This is a genomic window from Sphaerisporangium dianthi (genome assembly GCF_042654065.1).
In the GTDB taxonomy this organism is placed as follows: domain Bacteria; phylum Actinomycetota; class Actinomycetes; order Streptosporangiales; family Streptosporangiaceae; genus Sphaerisporangium; species Sphaerisporangium dianthi.
This window is the reverse complement of the sequence record NZ_JBHSFP010000031.1, coordinates 30,528-45,972: the sequence shown is the minus strand read 5'-3', so window position 1 is coordinate 45,972 and position 15,445 is coordinate 30,528. Positions and strand designations below refer to the sequence as shown.

The window sequence follows — 15,445 nt, the reverse complement described above, 5'->3', positions numbered from 1 at the left end:
CGGGGTCTCAGCGATCTTGCGCCGCATTCGACGCTTCGAGGTGTCCCGGCCATAAGCATGGCGTTGTACCCCCACTCGGCTACCAGGGCGTTCGACATCCCTGTGTAAGTGCCTGAACAAGGCTCAACCCACGCCGTCTGTCAGCAGCATGAGGAGAGAGGCCGTGGGTTCGCCGTGAATCCGGGACATATGAGGTCGTGACAACCGCCTGTGCCAGGTCAATGCTGCCAGATAGGCTGACTCCGCCCACCAACAAACAAGAGAGCAACATGGACACGCTCCCGTCGCATGGGGCATCGGGCCCCGGTGCCGGGTCATCTCCCCCCGAACGGCCAACATGACCAATGAGGGGGCTTCCGTCCCCCTTCCTTCGGATGACGACAGAGAGAACTTCTCGACACACGATCTGGACGCGAAGGAGCGTCTGCAGGCCGACACCGAGTTACGCGACGCCCTGGCAAGAAACGGATTCACCGGCGAGTCCTACGCCGAGTTGCAGGATCGTCTCGCTCGATACGCCTATCCGATCGTGCTGGCGTGGATCAGGTCGGGATTCATCTTCCTCAAGTGCCGAGAACTCGGCATCGGCCTCGCCGCCTCTCCCCGCCCCACGGACGAGGAAGATCAAGCGCAGTTGGCCATAGACACGGTGGCGGCGGGTCTACCCGCTTTTCGGGAGAAGGCATTGGTGCAGGGAGGATGGCGGCCGGAACGCGGCGCCACCTTGACCACGTATTTCGTGGGCGGGCTGCCCTACCAGTTCGCCAACGCCTATCGCTCTTGGCTGAAGAGTAAACATCAGACCGCCACTCCAGATGAGGTACCGGAGTCCGTCCCCTGCCCCCGACCGGGCCCCGAACAGATCGTCGTGCAGCGGGACGAGGTCCGCGAGGGATTGCGCACGGTGCCGAGCCCAAGAACGCAATTGGCGCTCTGGCTCACGGCAGAGGGGTATGACCAAGGCGAGATCGCGGAGATCCTCGGTGAGGGAACCACACGGCGAGCGGTGGAAGGCATGTTGCGCCGTCACCGTCTGAGCCGACGCGCCGACCATGAAGGGGGAGGTGACGACAATGGGTGAAAGCCACCAGGAGACGAGCAGGTCGCGACACACTCCCTCAGTCGAGAAGATCTTGACCGACACCCTGGCAGTGCCCACTCGCTGGGACGCCGATATGGCGGTCACCGCGCTCTACAGCGCCCATTATCGAGCTCTTGTGCGTCTCTCGACGCTCATGGTCCGTGACACGGAAACGGCCGAAGAAGTCGTCCAGGACGCGTTCATTGCGCTCCACAGTGCATGGTCACGTCTGCGAGACACCGACAAAGCTCTCGCCTACCTGCGCCAATCCGTTGTCGTCCGTTCCAGGAGCGTGCTCCGCCACCGCGCCATCGTGGCGAAGTACGCCCCTCGTGCGCCGCTTGAAGGGCCTCGGGCCGACGAAGGAGAGCCTCTTGACGCTGGTCATATCGCACATCTCCTCGACCAGTCCTCCTTGGGTTCCGCCGGTGCCCGTACACTCCAAGATCGCACTGAAGACGATGTGGCGGCAGAGATCCGTGCTCGTGCCGGCATACCGGAGTCTCGGCCAAGACCGGCGACCGATGCCCTCGATGGGCTCGAACGAACTGCGGTGATCGAGGCATTGCGCAATCTGCCTCTGCGGCAGCGTGAAGCGCTCGTCCTCCGCTACTACGGCGATCTATCCAGTACCGAGATCGCCAAAGCCATGGGCATCAGCACCGGCGCGGTGGAGTCTCACACCGCCCGTGGCATGGCCACCTTGCGCAAAGCCCTCCAACAGGCAAGTTAATGCACAACATTGGCGCGGTGCGTGCGCAGGCTGAGCACTTTGGCGGCCCTAGGACGGCTCCAGGCTCCCCCATCACACGGGCGGTGGTGTCACGCCGGTGGACGAGCGGGGAGATGACGTCCCAAGGTTCGATGACGACCAGGCCGAGCGCGTCCGGCGACCTCTTGCTGGGAAGAACTCGCCCTGACCGTCAGCTCACTCCATACCGCCTTCACCCTCGAGTCCTCTGCTCTTCAGTCCACCGAGGAACGATCGCCAGTCGGCGTCAGCCGAAGTAACGACAGGCCCGATGTTCTTGCTGTCGCGCACCGCGATACGACCGTCGGCAAGCCCGGCAACTTCGACGCAACTCCCACCATTGCCACCGCTGTAGCGGCTCTTACGCCACCTGACCTCGGATACGTTGGAATCAGACACCTGAATCACCCTTCATAGCGATTCCTACAGGATTGCCTCAGTCGCCCGTGTTATCAACGTCAGCGAATCTCGAGGATCGAGCGCTGATGCACGCAAGTGGTCGAACATAAGTGCATAACGCCGCACTTCATCCGGTCTCTCGAGGTACAGACTCCCCGTAGCGTGCTCCAGGTAGGCGACGTCGTCTCCCCCGCGGTCGCTGAACGACAGGATCGCGTAGGGACCGAGCATCGCGGCATGTGCGCCGATCGCGTAGGGCAAGACCTGCAGTGTCACGTTCGGCAGAGCAGCCACATCGACGAGCCGGCGAAGCTGCTCGCGCATCACCGCCGCACCTCCGACGACTCGGCGCACCGTCGCCTCGTTGAGCACGGCCCAGAACTGCAGAGGATCCTCGCTCTTCATGATGATGTCCTGGCGAGCCATGCGAAGCGCCACATGGCGCTCCACCTCTTCCACGCTGTCAGTCAGGCGCGCCGCCTGATAGACGGCCCGCGCGTAGTCCTCGGTCTGCAGCAGCCCATGTATCAGCTCGGACTCGTAGTTACGAAGCGATAGAGCCTCGGCTTCCAGCCCTATATAGACCTGGAACCACTGAGGGATGACGTCGTTGTACGCATGCCACCAGCCCTTCTCGCGAGATTGCCGAGCCAACTGGACGAGCGTGTCATGCTCCGCCCCCTGCCCCACACCGTAGAGATGCAGCATTGCGCGAACGTCGCTGACCGAGATCCGAAGAGTGCCGCCCTCGACCTTGGTCATCCGAGACGGCGACCATCCGAGATGCTCGGCGACCTCCTCCTGCTTGAGCCCAGAGTCGATGCGCAGTCGCCGGAGCTCCTGGAGCAGACGCCGATGCCGGACAGTCGGGGAGAACCTTGCCATTAGGGAAATCCTCCTAGCTCTACGCGCTCAAAACACTACTCACTGTAAAGATTTTTCGCCGAATCGGTTGCAGGTTCAGAAGTTGCAGGTGCAGATTCGTCACGTGACACCAAGTGAGGTCCTGGTCACGAATCGCAAGTAGTGGCATGACGATGCAGCGCGTAGGCGGCTGCCGAGGTGAGCCCGGAGGGCAGTAGTGAGACGTGAGGCGGGGCGGGTGGAGTTGCTGGGGGCTGGGGCGCGGGTGCTTCAGGTGCTGGAGCGGGAGGTGACGAGGGTCGGCGTCCCGCTGTGGGAGGAGGCGTCGGCGCAGTTCGTCGCCGCGGAGATCGGAGCGGCGACGGCGCAGGTCCTGAAGGTGGCCGAGAGGGCACTGGGCTGCGCGGCCTCGGACGGGAGCGCGGGGCAGGCGCCGGGGATGGTCGTCGCAGACACCGCCACCGGCCGCGAGGAGGCAGATGACACCGCCCCGGACATCGACCGTGACCGGGCCATGGCGCCGCACGCGCGAACCGTCGCGGGGTTCGTCACGCTCGCCAGCCGGGTCGATCAGGTGGGCGTGGCCCGTGCGTTCGCGCGCGAACTCCTGGCCGGGTGCCCACTCCTGGAGGAGGCGCTGCTGGTGGTCTCCGAACTGGCCTCCAACAGCGTCCAGCACTCCCGCTCGTCCCTGCCTGGCGGCACGGTCACGCTCTACGTGCTGCACGCCGGCGCCCGCGTGCGCGTCGAGGTGCAGGACGACGGCGCGGACGGCGTCCCCTGCATGCGCCCCGCCGGTTCCGAGGCGTTCCCTGCGTGGACCGGTGATCTTGACGAGGTGGGCCTTCGAGGCCGGGGCCTGCTCCTGGTGGAAGAGCTGGCGACCTGCTGGGGCTTCGCCGTCGGCCACCACAGGACGACCACCTGGGCCGAACTCTCCCCGGCCCTTCCACAAGGAGCCCCCGAGTGACGGCGTCGCCCGCCTCCACCGATCCCGGCCCGTCCACACGCCAGGACATCGCGCGGGCGCTGGCGCGACGGTTCACCGGCTGGAGTCTTTGGCACGGCACCGCCACCGGCCACTGGTGGGCGCTCGCACCGGCCTGGCATCGACGGCAGGCCGGTCTGATCGAGGCGGGCGGCCCAGAAGAGCTCGCCGAACTGGTGTGGCGGGCGCAAGCGAACGAACGCCAGGCCGGCTCGCCCGCCCCTGGCACCGCGCAAGGTGCACGCCGACGCCGTCCCATCCCCCGCGCCGCCCTGCGCCCGGCACCTCGTCCTTCGCTCTGAGCTGCTCACCTGTGACATAGAAGTTCAGCCGCCACGGATTGACGCGGCCGGGCATCCGCTGGACCATCGAGTCACCGAGAAATGGCGAGCAATCCCCACGACTTTGGAGGCGGCGATGCGGCTGACGTTCATCGGGAAGACCGGCGGCAGCAACGAGGGCAGTTGTCCCGCGCTCTACAGGACCGATCGGGGCACGTACGTCGTACAGGGGAAGATCGTGACCGACGCTCTCGCGCTCAGTGACGTGCGTGACCTCGCCGCCGACGAGACGGTGGTCGAGGTTCCCGCAGACGTCCTCGCGCTGGCCCTGGAGCACCGGTGACGCAGGTCGTGACGGGCGAGGAGTTCCTCGCCCTGATGACCCGCTTCCGGCACACCGCGTTCCGCCTCGAACTGCGCGACCGTTACAACGTGCCGGCGGAGCAGGAGCGCTGGCAGGCGTTCCTCTCCGGTGACACGGCCACGCTGGAACGCCTGAACGCCGAGCAGCGCGCCACCTGGATGAGCGTGATCCGGGCGGCCACCTTCGCAGGCAAGCGGGTGGAACGGGTCAGGGTGGTGACCGAACCCCCTACCGACTACATCCGGTTCGAACTGACGCTGAACGCCGGAAACGCGGAAGCGGGTGAGGACATCCGCTACCTCCCCCGTCACCAGACGGCCGGGCTGGACCTCCCGAGGGTCGACTACTGGCTCTTCGACTCGCGGTACGCCGTCGTACTGCCCTTCGACGAGGACGACGTGCTGCTCGACATGGAGTTGGTCGACGACCCCGCCACCGTGGTTGCGTTCGCCTCAGGCTGGGACACGGCCTGGCATAATGCCATCCCCTACCCGATCTATGCCGGGAAGTGGGCCGGTGGTGCCGAACGTACGCCAGGCGCGTGAAGCGCTCGGAGTCCGGTTGCGCGAACTGCGCAAGGCCGCCGGCCTCAACGGCAAGCAGCTCGCGCAGGCGGTCGGCTGGGTGGCCACCAAGGTGTCCAAGATCGAACTGGGCCGGCAGACTCCCAGCGAGGATGACATCCGCGCCTGGGCAGCGACATGTCATGCCGCCGGGGAGGTCCCATCCCTGATCGCCCAGCTCAACAGTCTGGAACTGGCTTATGCCGCATGGCAACGGCAGCTGCGGTCCGGCACTCGTGACCAGCAGAAGAAGATTCAGGACATCGAGGCGAAGACCGACCTCATCCGCGCCTTCGAACCTGCCACCGTCCCCGGCCTGTTCCAGACCCGCGAGTACGCGCGGCACATCCTCGGCCAGGCGATAGCCGTTCACCAGGTGCCCGACGATCTGGAGGACGGCATCCAGGCCCGCATGGATCGCCAGCAGATCCTCTACAGGCCGGGCCACCGGTTTCACGTCATCCTCACGGAGACTGCGCTGCGCAATCTGATGTGCCCGCCGGAGGTCCTCATGGGGCAGATCGAGCGGCTGATCGCCTCTGCGACCTTGCCCAACGTCGCCTTGGGCGTGATCCCTTGGACATCCCGTCTGCCGAAGACCCCGGTGCACGGGTTCTGGTTGTACGGCGAGCGACTGGTCACCGTCGAGACCTTCTCCGCGGAGCTGTCCCTGATCCAGCCGGAAGAAATCTCCCTCTACGGCAAGATCTTCGATCTGATGCACAAGACGGCCGTATATGGCAAAGGTGCTCGCACGATCATGACCGGCGTCCTGGACGACCTGGCCGACCGGTTCTTTCCCGAGCCACCCGCCACTCCAGGCGATGACGAGAAATAGCGAGCAATCTCGTTGGCTCCCAGGTAGAGCGGTTCTTACCGTCGACGGTATGCGCGCTCGTCATCCACCCCATGGACGATGTGCTCGGCGCGTCAACGACCGATCGGAGCTTGCATGACCGCCCTCACGGATCGGAGCGCCATCACAGCCGATCCCCGGACCCTGATTCCTCCCGACCTGTTCTCCCGGCTGGCCGAAAGCCTCGCCCGGCGCGAGAATCTGACAGCCGGGCACGCTGAACGGATCATGGAACAGGCACTCGCCTTCCTTCTGGCCTGCGGACTCAACCCCGGCGCCCGTCTGTCTCCTTCGCCGGAGATCGACAAGGGCTGGCACACCTTCCTCACCTACACCCGCGAGTACGCCGCGTTCTGCTCGCGGGTGGCGGGCCGGTTCATCCACCACACGCCCGATGACGCTCCCGATGCCGAATCGGCTTCTCGCCCCGAGACCGAGCGCATCGGCCGCACGATCGAGACCATGCGCGCGGCCGGCCTCCCCGTCGACGCCGAACTGTGGATCCCTTCCACCGCGTGCAGCCAATGCCACCAGGGCTGCTACGACGACCCGGGAACGGAGGGCTGACCATGCCCCGACCGCAATGGGAAGACCTTCCCGACACCATCCGGGACACTGTCCAAGAGCACTGCGGCACAGTTCTCAAGAGCGTGCCGGTCAACGAAGGGCTGATGCCCGGCCTCACGGCACGCCTGCACACCGGGGCCGGTGACCGGTTCTTCCTCAAGGCCGTCCCCGTGGAAAGCACCGCCGCGCACCTGTACGAGCGTGAACGCTGGGCTTCGAGCATCCTTCCAGCCGCCCTCGCCTCGCCTCGCCTCCACTGGAGCGCGAACACCGACGGCTGGATCGTGATGCTGTTCGACCACCTCGAAGACGGCCGCGAGGCGGACCTGTCCCCCGCGTCACCGGACGTGCCGACGGTACTCGACCTCGTCGCCCGCCTTGGCGACACCCTCACCCCCTGCCCGGCGTCGGACCCACCGCTCGTCGCCGACAACGTCGGCTTCCTTCTGGCCAAGGGCAGGCACCTGCTCGACAAGCCTGAGGGCGTACTGCCGCATAGGACCCTGTATGTCCGAGCACTGGACGGCTTCACCGTCGATGCGCTGGCCGGCAACACGCTCCTCCATTACGACCTGCACCCCGGCAACCTGCATGTGACGCGCGAGCGACTCTTCATCATCGACTGGGGGTTCGCCGCCGCTGGGGCCGCCTGGATCGACGCGGCGATGCTGGGCCCGCGGTTCATCGAAGCCGGCCATGCTCCCGGCCGGGTGGAGGAGTTGCTGCGGGAAATTCCCTCGTGGAGGACCGCACCACCGGCGACGGTAACCGGCTTGGTCGCCCTGTGGACCCTCTTCCGCACCTACAAGGCCATGTACGGCCCAGAGAAGGACCGGATGTTCCGCGCCCGCGCGGCGACAGCCGGAAAGTCCTGGCTGGAACACCGGCTGACCGACTCGTGACCCATCGAGTTCGGACGAGCGCTGGTCGATGTGCGGGCGACGATCAGCGTCGAGAGCAAGGCGAGCGCGTCGGACGGCGAACGCCTGCGAGCGGTAAGCCGTCACTGACGGTCAGCAATGATCTCCGCCGGGGCTTGCGGCGTGAGCCGTACGCCTCCGGCAAAGGCGACGAATGTGTACTTATTCCTATTTAGTGCATTATCGGGGATGCCATAGTGCAAACGTTCGACAAGGTTCGCTGTCAGGAGATCGTCTTCATGGTTCGCCCGCTCGCCGTCATCTCGTTCGCCGCGCTCTGCGCCGTGGCCTCGTTCACGGGCTCCGCTCAGGGCGCCGCGACGTCCCTGACGTCCGCGTCCCCAGCGGCCTCCGCGACGTTCGGGGGCTCCGCGTCCTCCAGGGCCTCCGCTACGTCCGAGGCTCCCGGGACCACGGCGGTCTATGGTTTCGCGTGGGCCGACGGGAAGGGCGCGCTGCGCGTCATACCGGTCAGGGCCACTCTCCACCGCAAGAGCGGGCCGCCGCGCTACACCTTCACCGCCGTTCCCGGCGCCAAGGAGCGGCGCGTCGACTACTCCCGCGCGAGCTTCCGCAGGGTCACCTCCGCCTGTGACCTGAAGGAGACCGAGGGCGTCGTCAAGGTCGACGCCAAGGGGCTGGGCGCCACCCGGTGCAAGCCCGCCGACCTGGCGTTCGCGCTCAGCCTGGGCCCCACGCCGGTCAAGATCTCGCTGGGCGCCGCCAAGCGCGTCTACGAGGTCCTCGCCATGCCGGGCTCCGCGAGGACCGCCTACGGCACGATCAAGCGGGTGAACGACACGACGGTCATGTTCACCCGGGGCGGGAAGTCGATCAAGCTCGGTTACACGGGCCTGTCGTTCGGTCGTACCACCCGCTCCTGCGGCGCCGCCTGGTCCGCGGGCCGCTCCAATGCGGACAAGCGCGGCCTCGGCCGCAAGGTCTGCTCGACGGCCGACTTCACCAAGGCGCTGAAGTCGGCGAAGCGCCCCGTCGCCGCGAAGATCGACTACACGCCGCTGAGCGGCCGGCTCGACCAGGTCTGGGAGATCAGCGCGCGCTGACCGTGTCGTCGTGCCGCCGGGTGGGGCGCCGCGCTTCGTAGTACCGCCGGGTGGGGCGCCGCGCGTTGGCGTGCCGCGGCGCCCCGATCGGTCAGGGGGAGGCTCCTTGCCTACACCCTGCTCCACCGCTGGTTGGCGGCGGAGCCGCAGGTCCACAGGATCACGGTGGTGCCGTTGGCGGTGTTGTTGTTGTAGACGTCCAGGCACAGATTGCTCAACTGCACGTTGCGGATCGTGCCGTTGGAGTTGAGGGTCCACTGCTGGTTGGTTCCGCCGTTGCAGTCCCAGATCTGCACCTTCGAACCGGCCGTGGCTCCGTTCGGCGCGTCCAGGCACTTGCCGAGGGCCTGGATGGTCTGCCCGCTGAACGTCCAGCGCTGGTTCGCCTGGCCGTTGCAGTCCCAGATGACCGGCTGGGTGCCGTTGGTGGTGCTGCTGTTGGGCACGTCCAGGCAACGACCGGACGCCGCGCTCACCAGCGTGCTCGACTGCCCGGGAGTGGGGGTGGGGGTCGGAGTCGGAGTCACCGTGGGGGTGGGCTCCGGTGTGGGGGACGTGCCGCCGCTGACGCGGTAGACCACGGTGGCGTGGGCGGGGACGCTGGCGGTGATGGTGCCGGTGGTGTTGGTGGTGGCGTTGGTCCAGGCGTCGCGCAGGGTGAAGGAGCTTCCTGACAGGCCGATGGCGGAGGTGGTGGTGGAGATGGTGGTGGTGTTTGCGCTCTGGTTGAACAGGGCGACGGCGACGTCGCCGTTGCTGAGTTTCTTGGCCAGGACGCGGCGGGTGCCGTCGTTGCTGATCTGGGTGGCCTGCAGGCCGAGGGTGTCTTGGTTGATGGCGATGAGGTTCTGGTTCTTCAGGATGGTCTGGGTGGCGGTGTCCATGCTGCGGACGTCGTTGCCCATGATGAGCGGGGAGGCCATGACCGCCCATAGGGCGAAGTGGCTGCGCATTTCGGTGTCGGTCATGCCGCCGCGGCCGATTTCCATCATGTCGGGGTCGTTGAACTGGCCGGGTTTGGCGTAGGAGGCGAGCGGGACGGTGACGTTGACGATGTTCTGGATGCCCATCGGGTAGCCGTTGGTCTGGCCGGTGTCCCATTTGTTGGTGATGTCTTCGGTGGTGCGCCAGATGTTGGCGATGTCGCCCCAGTTGCGGCGGGGTCCGGTCTTGTCGTGGACGCTGTTGGAGTTGATGCTGTACAGGATGGGCCGGCCGGTGGCCGCGAGCGCGTCGCGCATCTTGGCGAAGGTGCGGACCTGGTCGTCGATGGTGCCGCTGGGGGAGCACCAGTCGTATTTGAGGTAGTCCACCCCCCAGGCGGCGAACTGGCGGGCGTCTTGGGTCTCGTGTCCCTGGGCGCCGGTGGCGCCGGGGTAGGAGTTGAAGTACTGGGCGCAGGTCTTGTCCAGCGGGGCCTGGTAGATGCCGAACTTCAGTCCCTTGCCGTGCAGGTAGTCGCCCAGCGCCTTCATCCCGCTGGGGAAACGCGAGGAGTTGGCCTGCAGGTTGCCCGAGGAGTCGCGGGTGGAGTTCATCCAGCAGTCATCGACCACCACGTACTGGTAGCCCAGATCACGCAGACCCGAGTTGACGATCGCGTCGGCCATCTGCTTGATCAGCGACTCACTGATGTTGCAGCCGAAGGTGTTCCAGCTGTTCCACCCCATCGGCGGCGTACGCGCCACACCGTTCTCCAGGGCGCCGGCCTCCTGCTGGACGGCGATCAGGCCGCCCACGAGCACCCCGGTGGCGAGTGCGGCCGAGAGGAGCCGAGATCTCACTTTGCGCAATGTTCCTCCTACAGGCGAAAGGCGGGTGTTGTCAGGAACGGGCGGGGACGCCGGTCCGGGGGAGCCGGCGCAGGCAGCGGCGCACCGGCGGTCGTGGCCCGCCGGATCGGCGGGCGCGGACGGCCGCGGCGCGCATCAGCGTGCCACGTGAGCGGCCATCGGCGGATCCCGGTCGGGATCCGTCCCAAGTGCTCGGGACAGAGCGGCTGTTAGCGCTAACATCAGGTCGAATCGGGTTCTGTGCAGGTCGGATATGGCAGGTCGCACGGTCGTTGTCGACCACAGGCTGTTATCGATAACACTCGCGGTGTCGCCGCGGTCCTCTTCGCATCGGTGCTGGTGCGGCGGAGCAAATACGACGCGACGGAGTCCCGTCAAGGTCCGGAGTGCCTCTCCGTGATCGCATCACGCCGCCGGGTGTTCCCCGGTCGCTTCTACCAGGGCTGAGACCGGTCGTCCGCGAGGTGCGGAGGATGAAACGTTCAGGTAACGGCTCACATGATCATCAGCCTCTGGCGAGGCGGTTCGGCCCGGCGGGCGGCTCACGCCGGGCCGTGGAGAATCTCCGGGGCGAAGATCGGTGGTCGTCCCGGCTGAGCCGGGTGCAGGGCGAGCGGCCCGACCTGTCATCCGGCCGGGCGGGCAAGGCGGCGGCGCCCGGCAGAACACGCGCCTCCTGTTCGCGGAGGCCTCCTCGGCTGCCGGGTCAGACGGGGGTGGGGGTGAGCTGGGGGAGGGCGCCGCTGAGCTGGCGGCGTGAGGTGATGGCGAGTTTGCCGAACACCTTGCCCAGATGCCATTCGACGGTGCGCGGGCTGATGAACAGCTCGGCCGCGATCTCCGGATTGCTGCTGCCGGACGCGGCCAGGCGGGCGATCTGCATCTCCTGGGCGGTGAGGCGGTCGGCGGACGGCGCCGGGGACACGATCAGCGTCTCGCCTGTGGCCAGCAACTCCCTGCGGGCGCGCTCGGCGAACCCGGCGGCTCCCATATGAGCGAAGAAGTCGTAGGCGCTGCGCAACTGTTCGCGGGCGGCACAGCGGTTGTTCTCCCGCCGCAGCCATTCGCCGAAGTTCAGTTGCGCACGGGCGAGCTGAGCGCTCAGCCGGGTGCGGCCCAGGCGTTCGATCGCCTCGCGGTAGAGGGCTTCGGCCTGCGGGCCCTTGCTGAGCAATGCCCGTGCCCGCGCCTCGGTGCCCAGTGCCCAGTCCGTTCCGCTGGCGCTCGTGCACTCCGACAGGCGCTCCAGGGCCGGTAGCCCGGCGTCGGGCCGATCGCTCCGGGCGGCGGCCTCGATCAGTTCGGGCAGCGACCACGATGCCAGGATGATCGCCGCTTCCTCTCCTCCGTGCCGCGCGGCCGTCAGCGCGAGGTCGTACCGGGCCAGGCCGTTGTTCAGGACGGCCTTGGCGTACTCCCCGAGCATGGCCGCGACCCTCTCCCCGCGCGCGGTGGCATCGCCGACGATCTTGTCGAACAGGTGGCACGTCCCGGCTTGGTCGCCCTGCCAGGCGGCCAGCACGATCGGTGAGAGGATCGGCGGCTGGCTGCTGTGCGGCGTGACGAGGGTGGACGCCTCGTCCAGCAGGGCCTGGCACTCGGCCGTGTCGCCGGACTGGATGTACAGCTCGGCGAGGAAGTCCAGCGTCGTGGGAAGCAGGCTGAGCATCCCCGCCTCCCGGGCGAGCTGGACCTGCAGGTGGGCCAGTTCCTCCCACGCCCGGTCGTCCCACAGGTCCATGGCCGCGAGGGTGCACATGAGGCCGTTCGGGGTCAGGTCGCCGCGCTCCTTCCTGGACATGTCCAGGGCCCGGCGCAGGAGGGGCGCGGCTTGGACGTATCCCTCGGTGAGCCGGGTCACGACCCCGTCCAGCAGGACGTCCGCCGACCGTGGCGGGTCCGGAGGCGGAGGGGCCGACCGCGCCGCCCGTGCCGTCGCCAGGAGCTGGCCGTCCACGTTGCCGGCGTAGCGTGCGGCGAGGATCGCCTCCAGATAGGTGTCGCGGGCCTGGGCGGCGTCCAGAGGGACCAGCAGCCGCGCGGCGGCGAGCAGCAGCGGTGGCGCGTCCGGCCCGTGGCCGCGCAGGAAGGCGAGTTCGGCGCGTAGCCGCTCCAGCCGCGCATGCGGGAGAGCGTCCAGCGGGCAGGTGTCCGCGACCGACAGCAGCTCACAGGCCGTGTCCAGGGCGGCGGCGTCGAACTTGGCCTGGGCGGCGGCCAGGGCCCGCACCCCTCGGTCGCCGGCCTCGGGAGTGAGCTCGGTCGCCCGCTGCAGGAACGCGGCGGCCGCCGCGACGCCGCCGCGCGCCTTGGCATGGACGGCGGAGCGGGTCAGCTCCTTGGCGACCGTCTCGTCGGGTCCGCTCGCGGCCTGTCCGAAGTGCCATGCCCGGCGGTCGGGGGCGGTGGCGGGGTCGATGGACTCGGCGAGTGCCCTGTGCGCCCGCTGGCGGTCGCTCAGCGAGGCCGATCCGTAGACGGCCGAGCGCACGAGCGGGTGCCGGAAGCGTACTCGGGTGCCGATCTCGAGGAGCTGAGCGGCTTTGGCGGGTGTCGCCGCGGAGGGGGCGATGCCGAGGCGCCCGATGGTGCGCCAGAGCAACGGCACGTCGCCGAGCGGGTCGGCCGCCGCCGCGAGCAGGAGCAGACGCGTGTCGTCCGGGAGGGCGTCCAGCCGGCGCCGGTAACTCTGCTCGACGCGGAGGGGGACGGGCCGGGTGTTGGGAAGGCCGAAGCCGCCGGCCAGTTCTTCGGGCGTCATGGCGTGGGGCAGTTCCAGCAGCGCGAGCGGATTGCCGCGGGATTCGGAGACGAGCCGATCACGAACCTGCTGGTCCAGCCTTCCGGGGATGATCGTGTCCAGCAGCAGGCGCGCCTCGTTGTCGGCGATTCCCTTCACCTTCAGCTCGGGCAGCCCGGCCAGCTCCCACGCGGCGTCCTGCTCGCGGACGGTGATCACCAGAGCGACCTGCTCGGCCATCAGGCGGCGTCCGGCGAAGGCCAGGCAGAGAAGGGACGCCCGGTCCAGCCATGAGGCGTCGTCCACGAGGCAGATCAGCGGCTTCTCGGCGGCGGCCTCGGACAGCAGGGTCAGCAGTCCGAGCCCGATCAGGAACCGGTCAGGAGCGGGTCCCTCGCCGTGGCCGAAGGCGACCTGGAGCGCCTCCCGCTGCCGCGCCGGCAGGCGGTCCAGCAGGCCGAGCATCGGTGCGCACAGCTGCTGCAGGCCCGCGAACGCCAGCTCCATCTCCGTCTCCACGCCGCCGGCACGGGCGCGCTGGAATCCCGTCGCCCGCTCGGCCGCATAGTCGAGCAACGCGGTCTTCCCTCCTCCGGCCTCGGCCCTCATCACCAGCGTGGCGCAGCCACCGGCCCGTACCTGGCCGAGCAGCCGGTCGAGCACATCGCACTCGTGGGAACGCCCGAACAGGCAGCGTTTAGTGCGTTGTTGGGGCATATGCGCTTAATGCCCGTTATGAAGATCTAATCCCGTCTCATACCTGGATTCGCCAGGGTCACCCCCGTGTGCCCCACGCGCATCCCCGGGGTGGTCCCGGGTCCCCGGCCCCTGCCCCGGGCCACCCGGGGCCGGCCCCCGGGGGGGAATACCGGGGGCTCTTACAGGCGCGATCACCGGCCCCCTCGTCCGACAGTGGGGCTGTCACCGTTACGCATGGCCGACCGCGACCGCCTCCGAGGCCGGAGCCGGGCGGACCACGGAAGATCTCCAAGGGGGGAAGTTGACCGTCATTCTTCGCCGGTGCTCCATACAGGCGCGCTTCACCGCGGCGGTGGCGTCGCTGATGCTGGTCGCCTTCGCGGTGATCGGAGTGGGGCTGGACGTCGGGCTGCACGCCCGCCTGATCTGGGCGGGGGAGTCGCATATCGTCTACGCCGGGACGATCCGCCCGCGCACGCTGTCCATCGGCTGGACGGAACTCCTCATCGCGGTGGCGGTCCTTCTGGCCACCGCCTTCGCGGCCTGGGTGACCTGGATCATGGCCGGCCGGGCGCTGCGCCCCGTGGCGGCCATCCGGGCGCGGATGTCGGAGATCACCGTCAGCGACCTGAGCATGCGGGTGCCCGAACCGTCCTGCGACGACGAGATCGGGCGACTCGCGCGCACCGCCAACCAGACCCTGGCCCGCCTGGAGGAGGCCGTGGAACAGCAGCGGCGCTTCGCCTATCTCGTCTCCCACGAGCTCAAGACGCCCGTCGCCGGCATGCGCGCGCAGATGGAGGAGGCGCTGCTCTACCCCGGCCAGATCGACCCGCGCGAGACCTTGAGCGTGGCCGTGTGCGCCACGGAACGGCTCCGGGCCCTGATCGAGGACATGCTCGTGTTCGCGCGGATCCGGACCGACGCGTCGGTGGGTCCGGAGCGGCTTGATCTCGGCCCGCTGGTGCGTCAGGAGATCGCCGGAACCCGATCCGGGGTACCGGTACGCCTCTGTGCCGAGGGCGGGACCACCGTCGAGGGCAACCGCCTGCAGATGGTCCAGCTTCTGACCAACCTGCTGGACAACGCGAGGCGGCACGCGGCGTCACACGTCGAGGTGAGCGTCGGGCGGGATGGCGACCAGGCGGTCCTCGTCGTGACCGACGACGGGGAGGGCATCCGCCCGCAGGATCGCGAACAGGTCTTCGACCCCTTCGTGCGACTGGCGGACGCCCGGAGCAGGGATCCGGGCGGCACCGGACTGGGGCTGGCGATCTGCAGGACGATCGTGGCCGCCCACCACGGGACGCTGACCGTCGAGGACGCGCCACGGGGCGCCCGCTTCGTCGCCCGGATACCGTTGAGTCTCCCGCCCGCATGTCGCCGGCCCGGACCTTCGGACCCGCTCCTCCGGGGCGCGGCCGTGACCGCCTCACCGGATGAAAGGCGGGGGTTCCAGGGGAGGAACAGGACTCCTCAGACATCGGAGTAGCAGTCGCCGGCATGAGTTTCAGC

At 68.1% G+C, this 15,445-nt stretch carries 15 protein-coding genes; 11 read left to right on the top strand and 4 right to left on the bottom strand.

Annotated elements, in window-relative coordinates; translation table 11 throughout:
• The first annotated feature begins 337 nt into the window (after positions 1-337).
• Both ACFO60_RS32065 and ACFO60_RS32060 read left to right on the top strand, forming a co-directional pair.
• Positions 338-1,081, top strand: coding sequence for an RNA polymerase sigma factor (locus ACFO60_RS32065; RefSeq protein ID WP_380847964.1), 744 nt, complete (start codon positions 338-340; stop codon positions 1,079-1,081).
• A gap of 52 nt (positions 1,082-1,133) precedes the next feature.
• On the top strand, positions 1,134-1,814 hold the full coding sequence (locus ACFO60_RS32060) for a sigma-70 family RNA polymerase sigma factor (RefSeq protein ID WP_380847961.1): 681 nt from the start codon (positions 1,134-1,136) through the stop codon (positions 1,812-1,814).
• A 195-nt stretch (positions 1,815-2,009) separates the two neighbouring features.
• Here ACFO60_RS32060 and ACFO60_RS32055 read toward each other — a convergent pair whose 3' ends face one another.
• Positions 2,010-2,231, bottom strand: a complete 222-nt coding sequence (locus ACFO60_RS32055) for a DUF397 domain-containing protein (protein ID WP_380847958.1) — start codon at positions 2,229-2,231, stop codon at positions 2,010-2,012.
• A gap of 24 nt (positions 2,232-2,255) precedes the next feature.
• The gene (locus tag ACFO60_RS32050) at positions 2,256-3,116 is read right to left on the bottom strand and encodes a helix-turn-helix domain-containing protein (protein WP_380847955.1); all 861 of its coding nucleotides are present in this window, start codon (positions 3,114-3,116) and stop codon (positions 2,256-2,258) included.
• Between the two features lie 196 nt (positions 3,117-3,312).
• On the opposite strand from ACFO60_RS32050, the gene ACFO60_RS32045 reads away from it, so the two are divergent.
• From ACFO60_RS32045 to ACFO60_RS32010, 8 genes are all read left to right on the top strand, one after another.
• Positions 3,313-4,065: an ATP-binding protein gene (locus ACFO60_RS32045; RefSeq protein ID WP_380847952.1), complete on the top strand. Its 753-nt coding sequence runs from the start codon at positions 3,313-3,315 to the stop codon at positions 4,063-4,065.
• The gene (locus ACFO60_RS32040) at positions 4,062-4,385 is read left to right on the top strand and encodes a hypothetical protein (RefSeq protein ID WP_380847949.1); all 324 of its coding nucleotides are present in this window, start codon (positions 4,062-4,064) and stop codon (positions 4,383-4,385) included. The genes ACFO60_RS32045 and ACFO60_RS32040 overlap by 4 nt, the downstream gene beginning before the upstream one ends.
• A gap of 115 nt (positions 4,386-4,500) precedes the next feature.
• Complete coding sequence (locus ACFO60_RS32035; RefSeq protein WP_380847946.1) at positions 4,501-4,707, top strand: hypothetical protein; 207 nt, start codon at positions 4,501-4,503, stop codon at positions 4,705-4,707.
• Positions 4,704-5,273, top strand: a complete 570-nt coding sequence (locus ACFO60_RS32030; protein WP_380847943.1) for a DUF6879 family protein — start codon at positions 4,704-4,706, stop codon at positions 5,271-5,273. The genes ACFO60_RS32035 and ACFO60_RS32030 overlap by 4 nt, the downstream gene beginning before the upstream one ends.
• Positions 5,245-6,129 carry a helix-turn-helix domain-containing protein gene (locus tag ACFO60_RS32025; RefSeq protein ID WP_380847940.1) on the top strand — a complete coding sequence of 295 codons (885 nt, stop codon included), beginning with the start codon at positions 5,245-5,247 and terminating at the stop codon, positions 6,127-6,129. The genes ACFO60_RS32030 and ACFO60_RS32025 overlap by 29 nt, the downstream gene beginning before the upstream one ends.
• A 114-nt stretch (positions 6,130-6,243) precedes the next feature.
• Positions 6,244-6,714, top strand: coding sequence for a glycine-rich domain-containing protein (locus ACFO60_RS32020; RefSeq protein WP_380847937.1), 471 nt, complete (start codon positions 6,244-6,246; stop codon positions 6,712-6,714).
• Positions 6,715-6,716: 2 nt separating this feature from the next.
• Entirely contained in the window at positions 6,717-7,616 is a 900-nt protein-coding gene (locus ACFO60_RS32015) for a phosphotransferase (RefSeq protein WP_380847935.1), read from the top strand.
• Positions 7,617-7,873: 257 nt separating this feature from the next.
• Complete coding sequence (locus ACFO60_RS32010; RefSeq protein WP_380847932.1) at positions 7,874-8,698, top strand: hypothetical protein; 825 nt, start codon at positions 7,874-7,876, stop codon at positions 8,696-8,698.
• Positions 8,699-8,808: 110 nt separating this feature from the next.
• Here ACFO60_RS32010 and ACFO60_RS32005 read toward each other — a convergent pair whose 3' ends face one another.
• Positions 8,809-10,482, bottom strand: coding sequence for a glycoside hydrolase family 27 protein (locus ACFO60_RS32005; protein ID WP_380847929.1), 1,674 nt, complete (start codon positions 10,480-10,482; stop codon positions 8,809-8,811).
• 715 nt (positions 10,483-11,197) lie between these two features.
• Entirely contained in the window at positions 11,198-13,948 is a 2,751-nt protein-coding gene (locus ACFO60_RS32000; RefSeq protein WP_380847926.1) for a helix-turn-helix transcriptional regulator, read from the bottom strand.
• A 283-nt stretch (positions 13,949-14,231) separates the two neighbouring features.
• On the opposite strand from ACFO60_RS32000, the gene ACFO60_RS31995 reads away from it, so the two are divergent.
• A complete protein-coding gene (locus ACFO60_RS31995; RefSeq protein WP_380847923.1) occupies positions 14,232-15,422 on the top strand; it encodes a sensor histidine kinase in 1,191 nt (396 codons plus the stop codon).
• Positions 15,423-15,445: the final 23 nt, after the last annotated feature.

Excerpts from the sequence above, each read along its gene's own strand:
- ACFO60_RS32065 (WP_380847964.1), top strand. The coding sequence starts at position 338 with ATGACCAATGAGGGGGCTTCCGTCCCCCTTCCTTCGGATGACGACAGA.
- ACFO60_RS32050 (WP_380847955.1), bottom strand. The coding sequence starts at position 3,116 with ATGGCAAGGTTCTCCCCGACTGTCCGGCATCGGCGTCTGCTCCAGGAG.
- ACFO60_RS32035 (WP_380847946.1), top strand. The coding sequence starts at position 4,501 with ATGCGGCTGACGTTCATCGGGAAGACCGGCGGCAGCAACGAGGGCAGT.
- ACFO60_RS32020 (WP_380847937.1), top strand. The coding sequence starts at position 6,244 with ATGACCGCCCTCACGGATCGGAGCGCCATCACAGCCGATCCCCGGACC.
- ACFO60_RS32015 (WP_380847935.1), top strand. The coding sequence starts at position 6,717 with ATGCCCCGACCGCAATGGGAAGACCTTCCCGACACCATCCGGGACACT.
- ACFO60_RS32010 (WP_380847932.1), top strand. The coding sequence starts at position 7,874 with ATGGTTCGCCCGCTCGCCGTCATCTCGTTCGCCGCGCTCTGCGCCGTG.
- ACFO60_RS32000 (WP_380847926.1), bottom strand. The coding sequence starts at position 13,948 with ATGCCCCAACAACGCACTAAACGCTGCCTGTTCGGGCGTTCCCACGAG.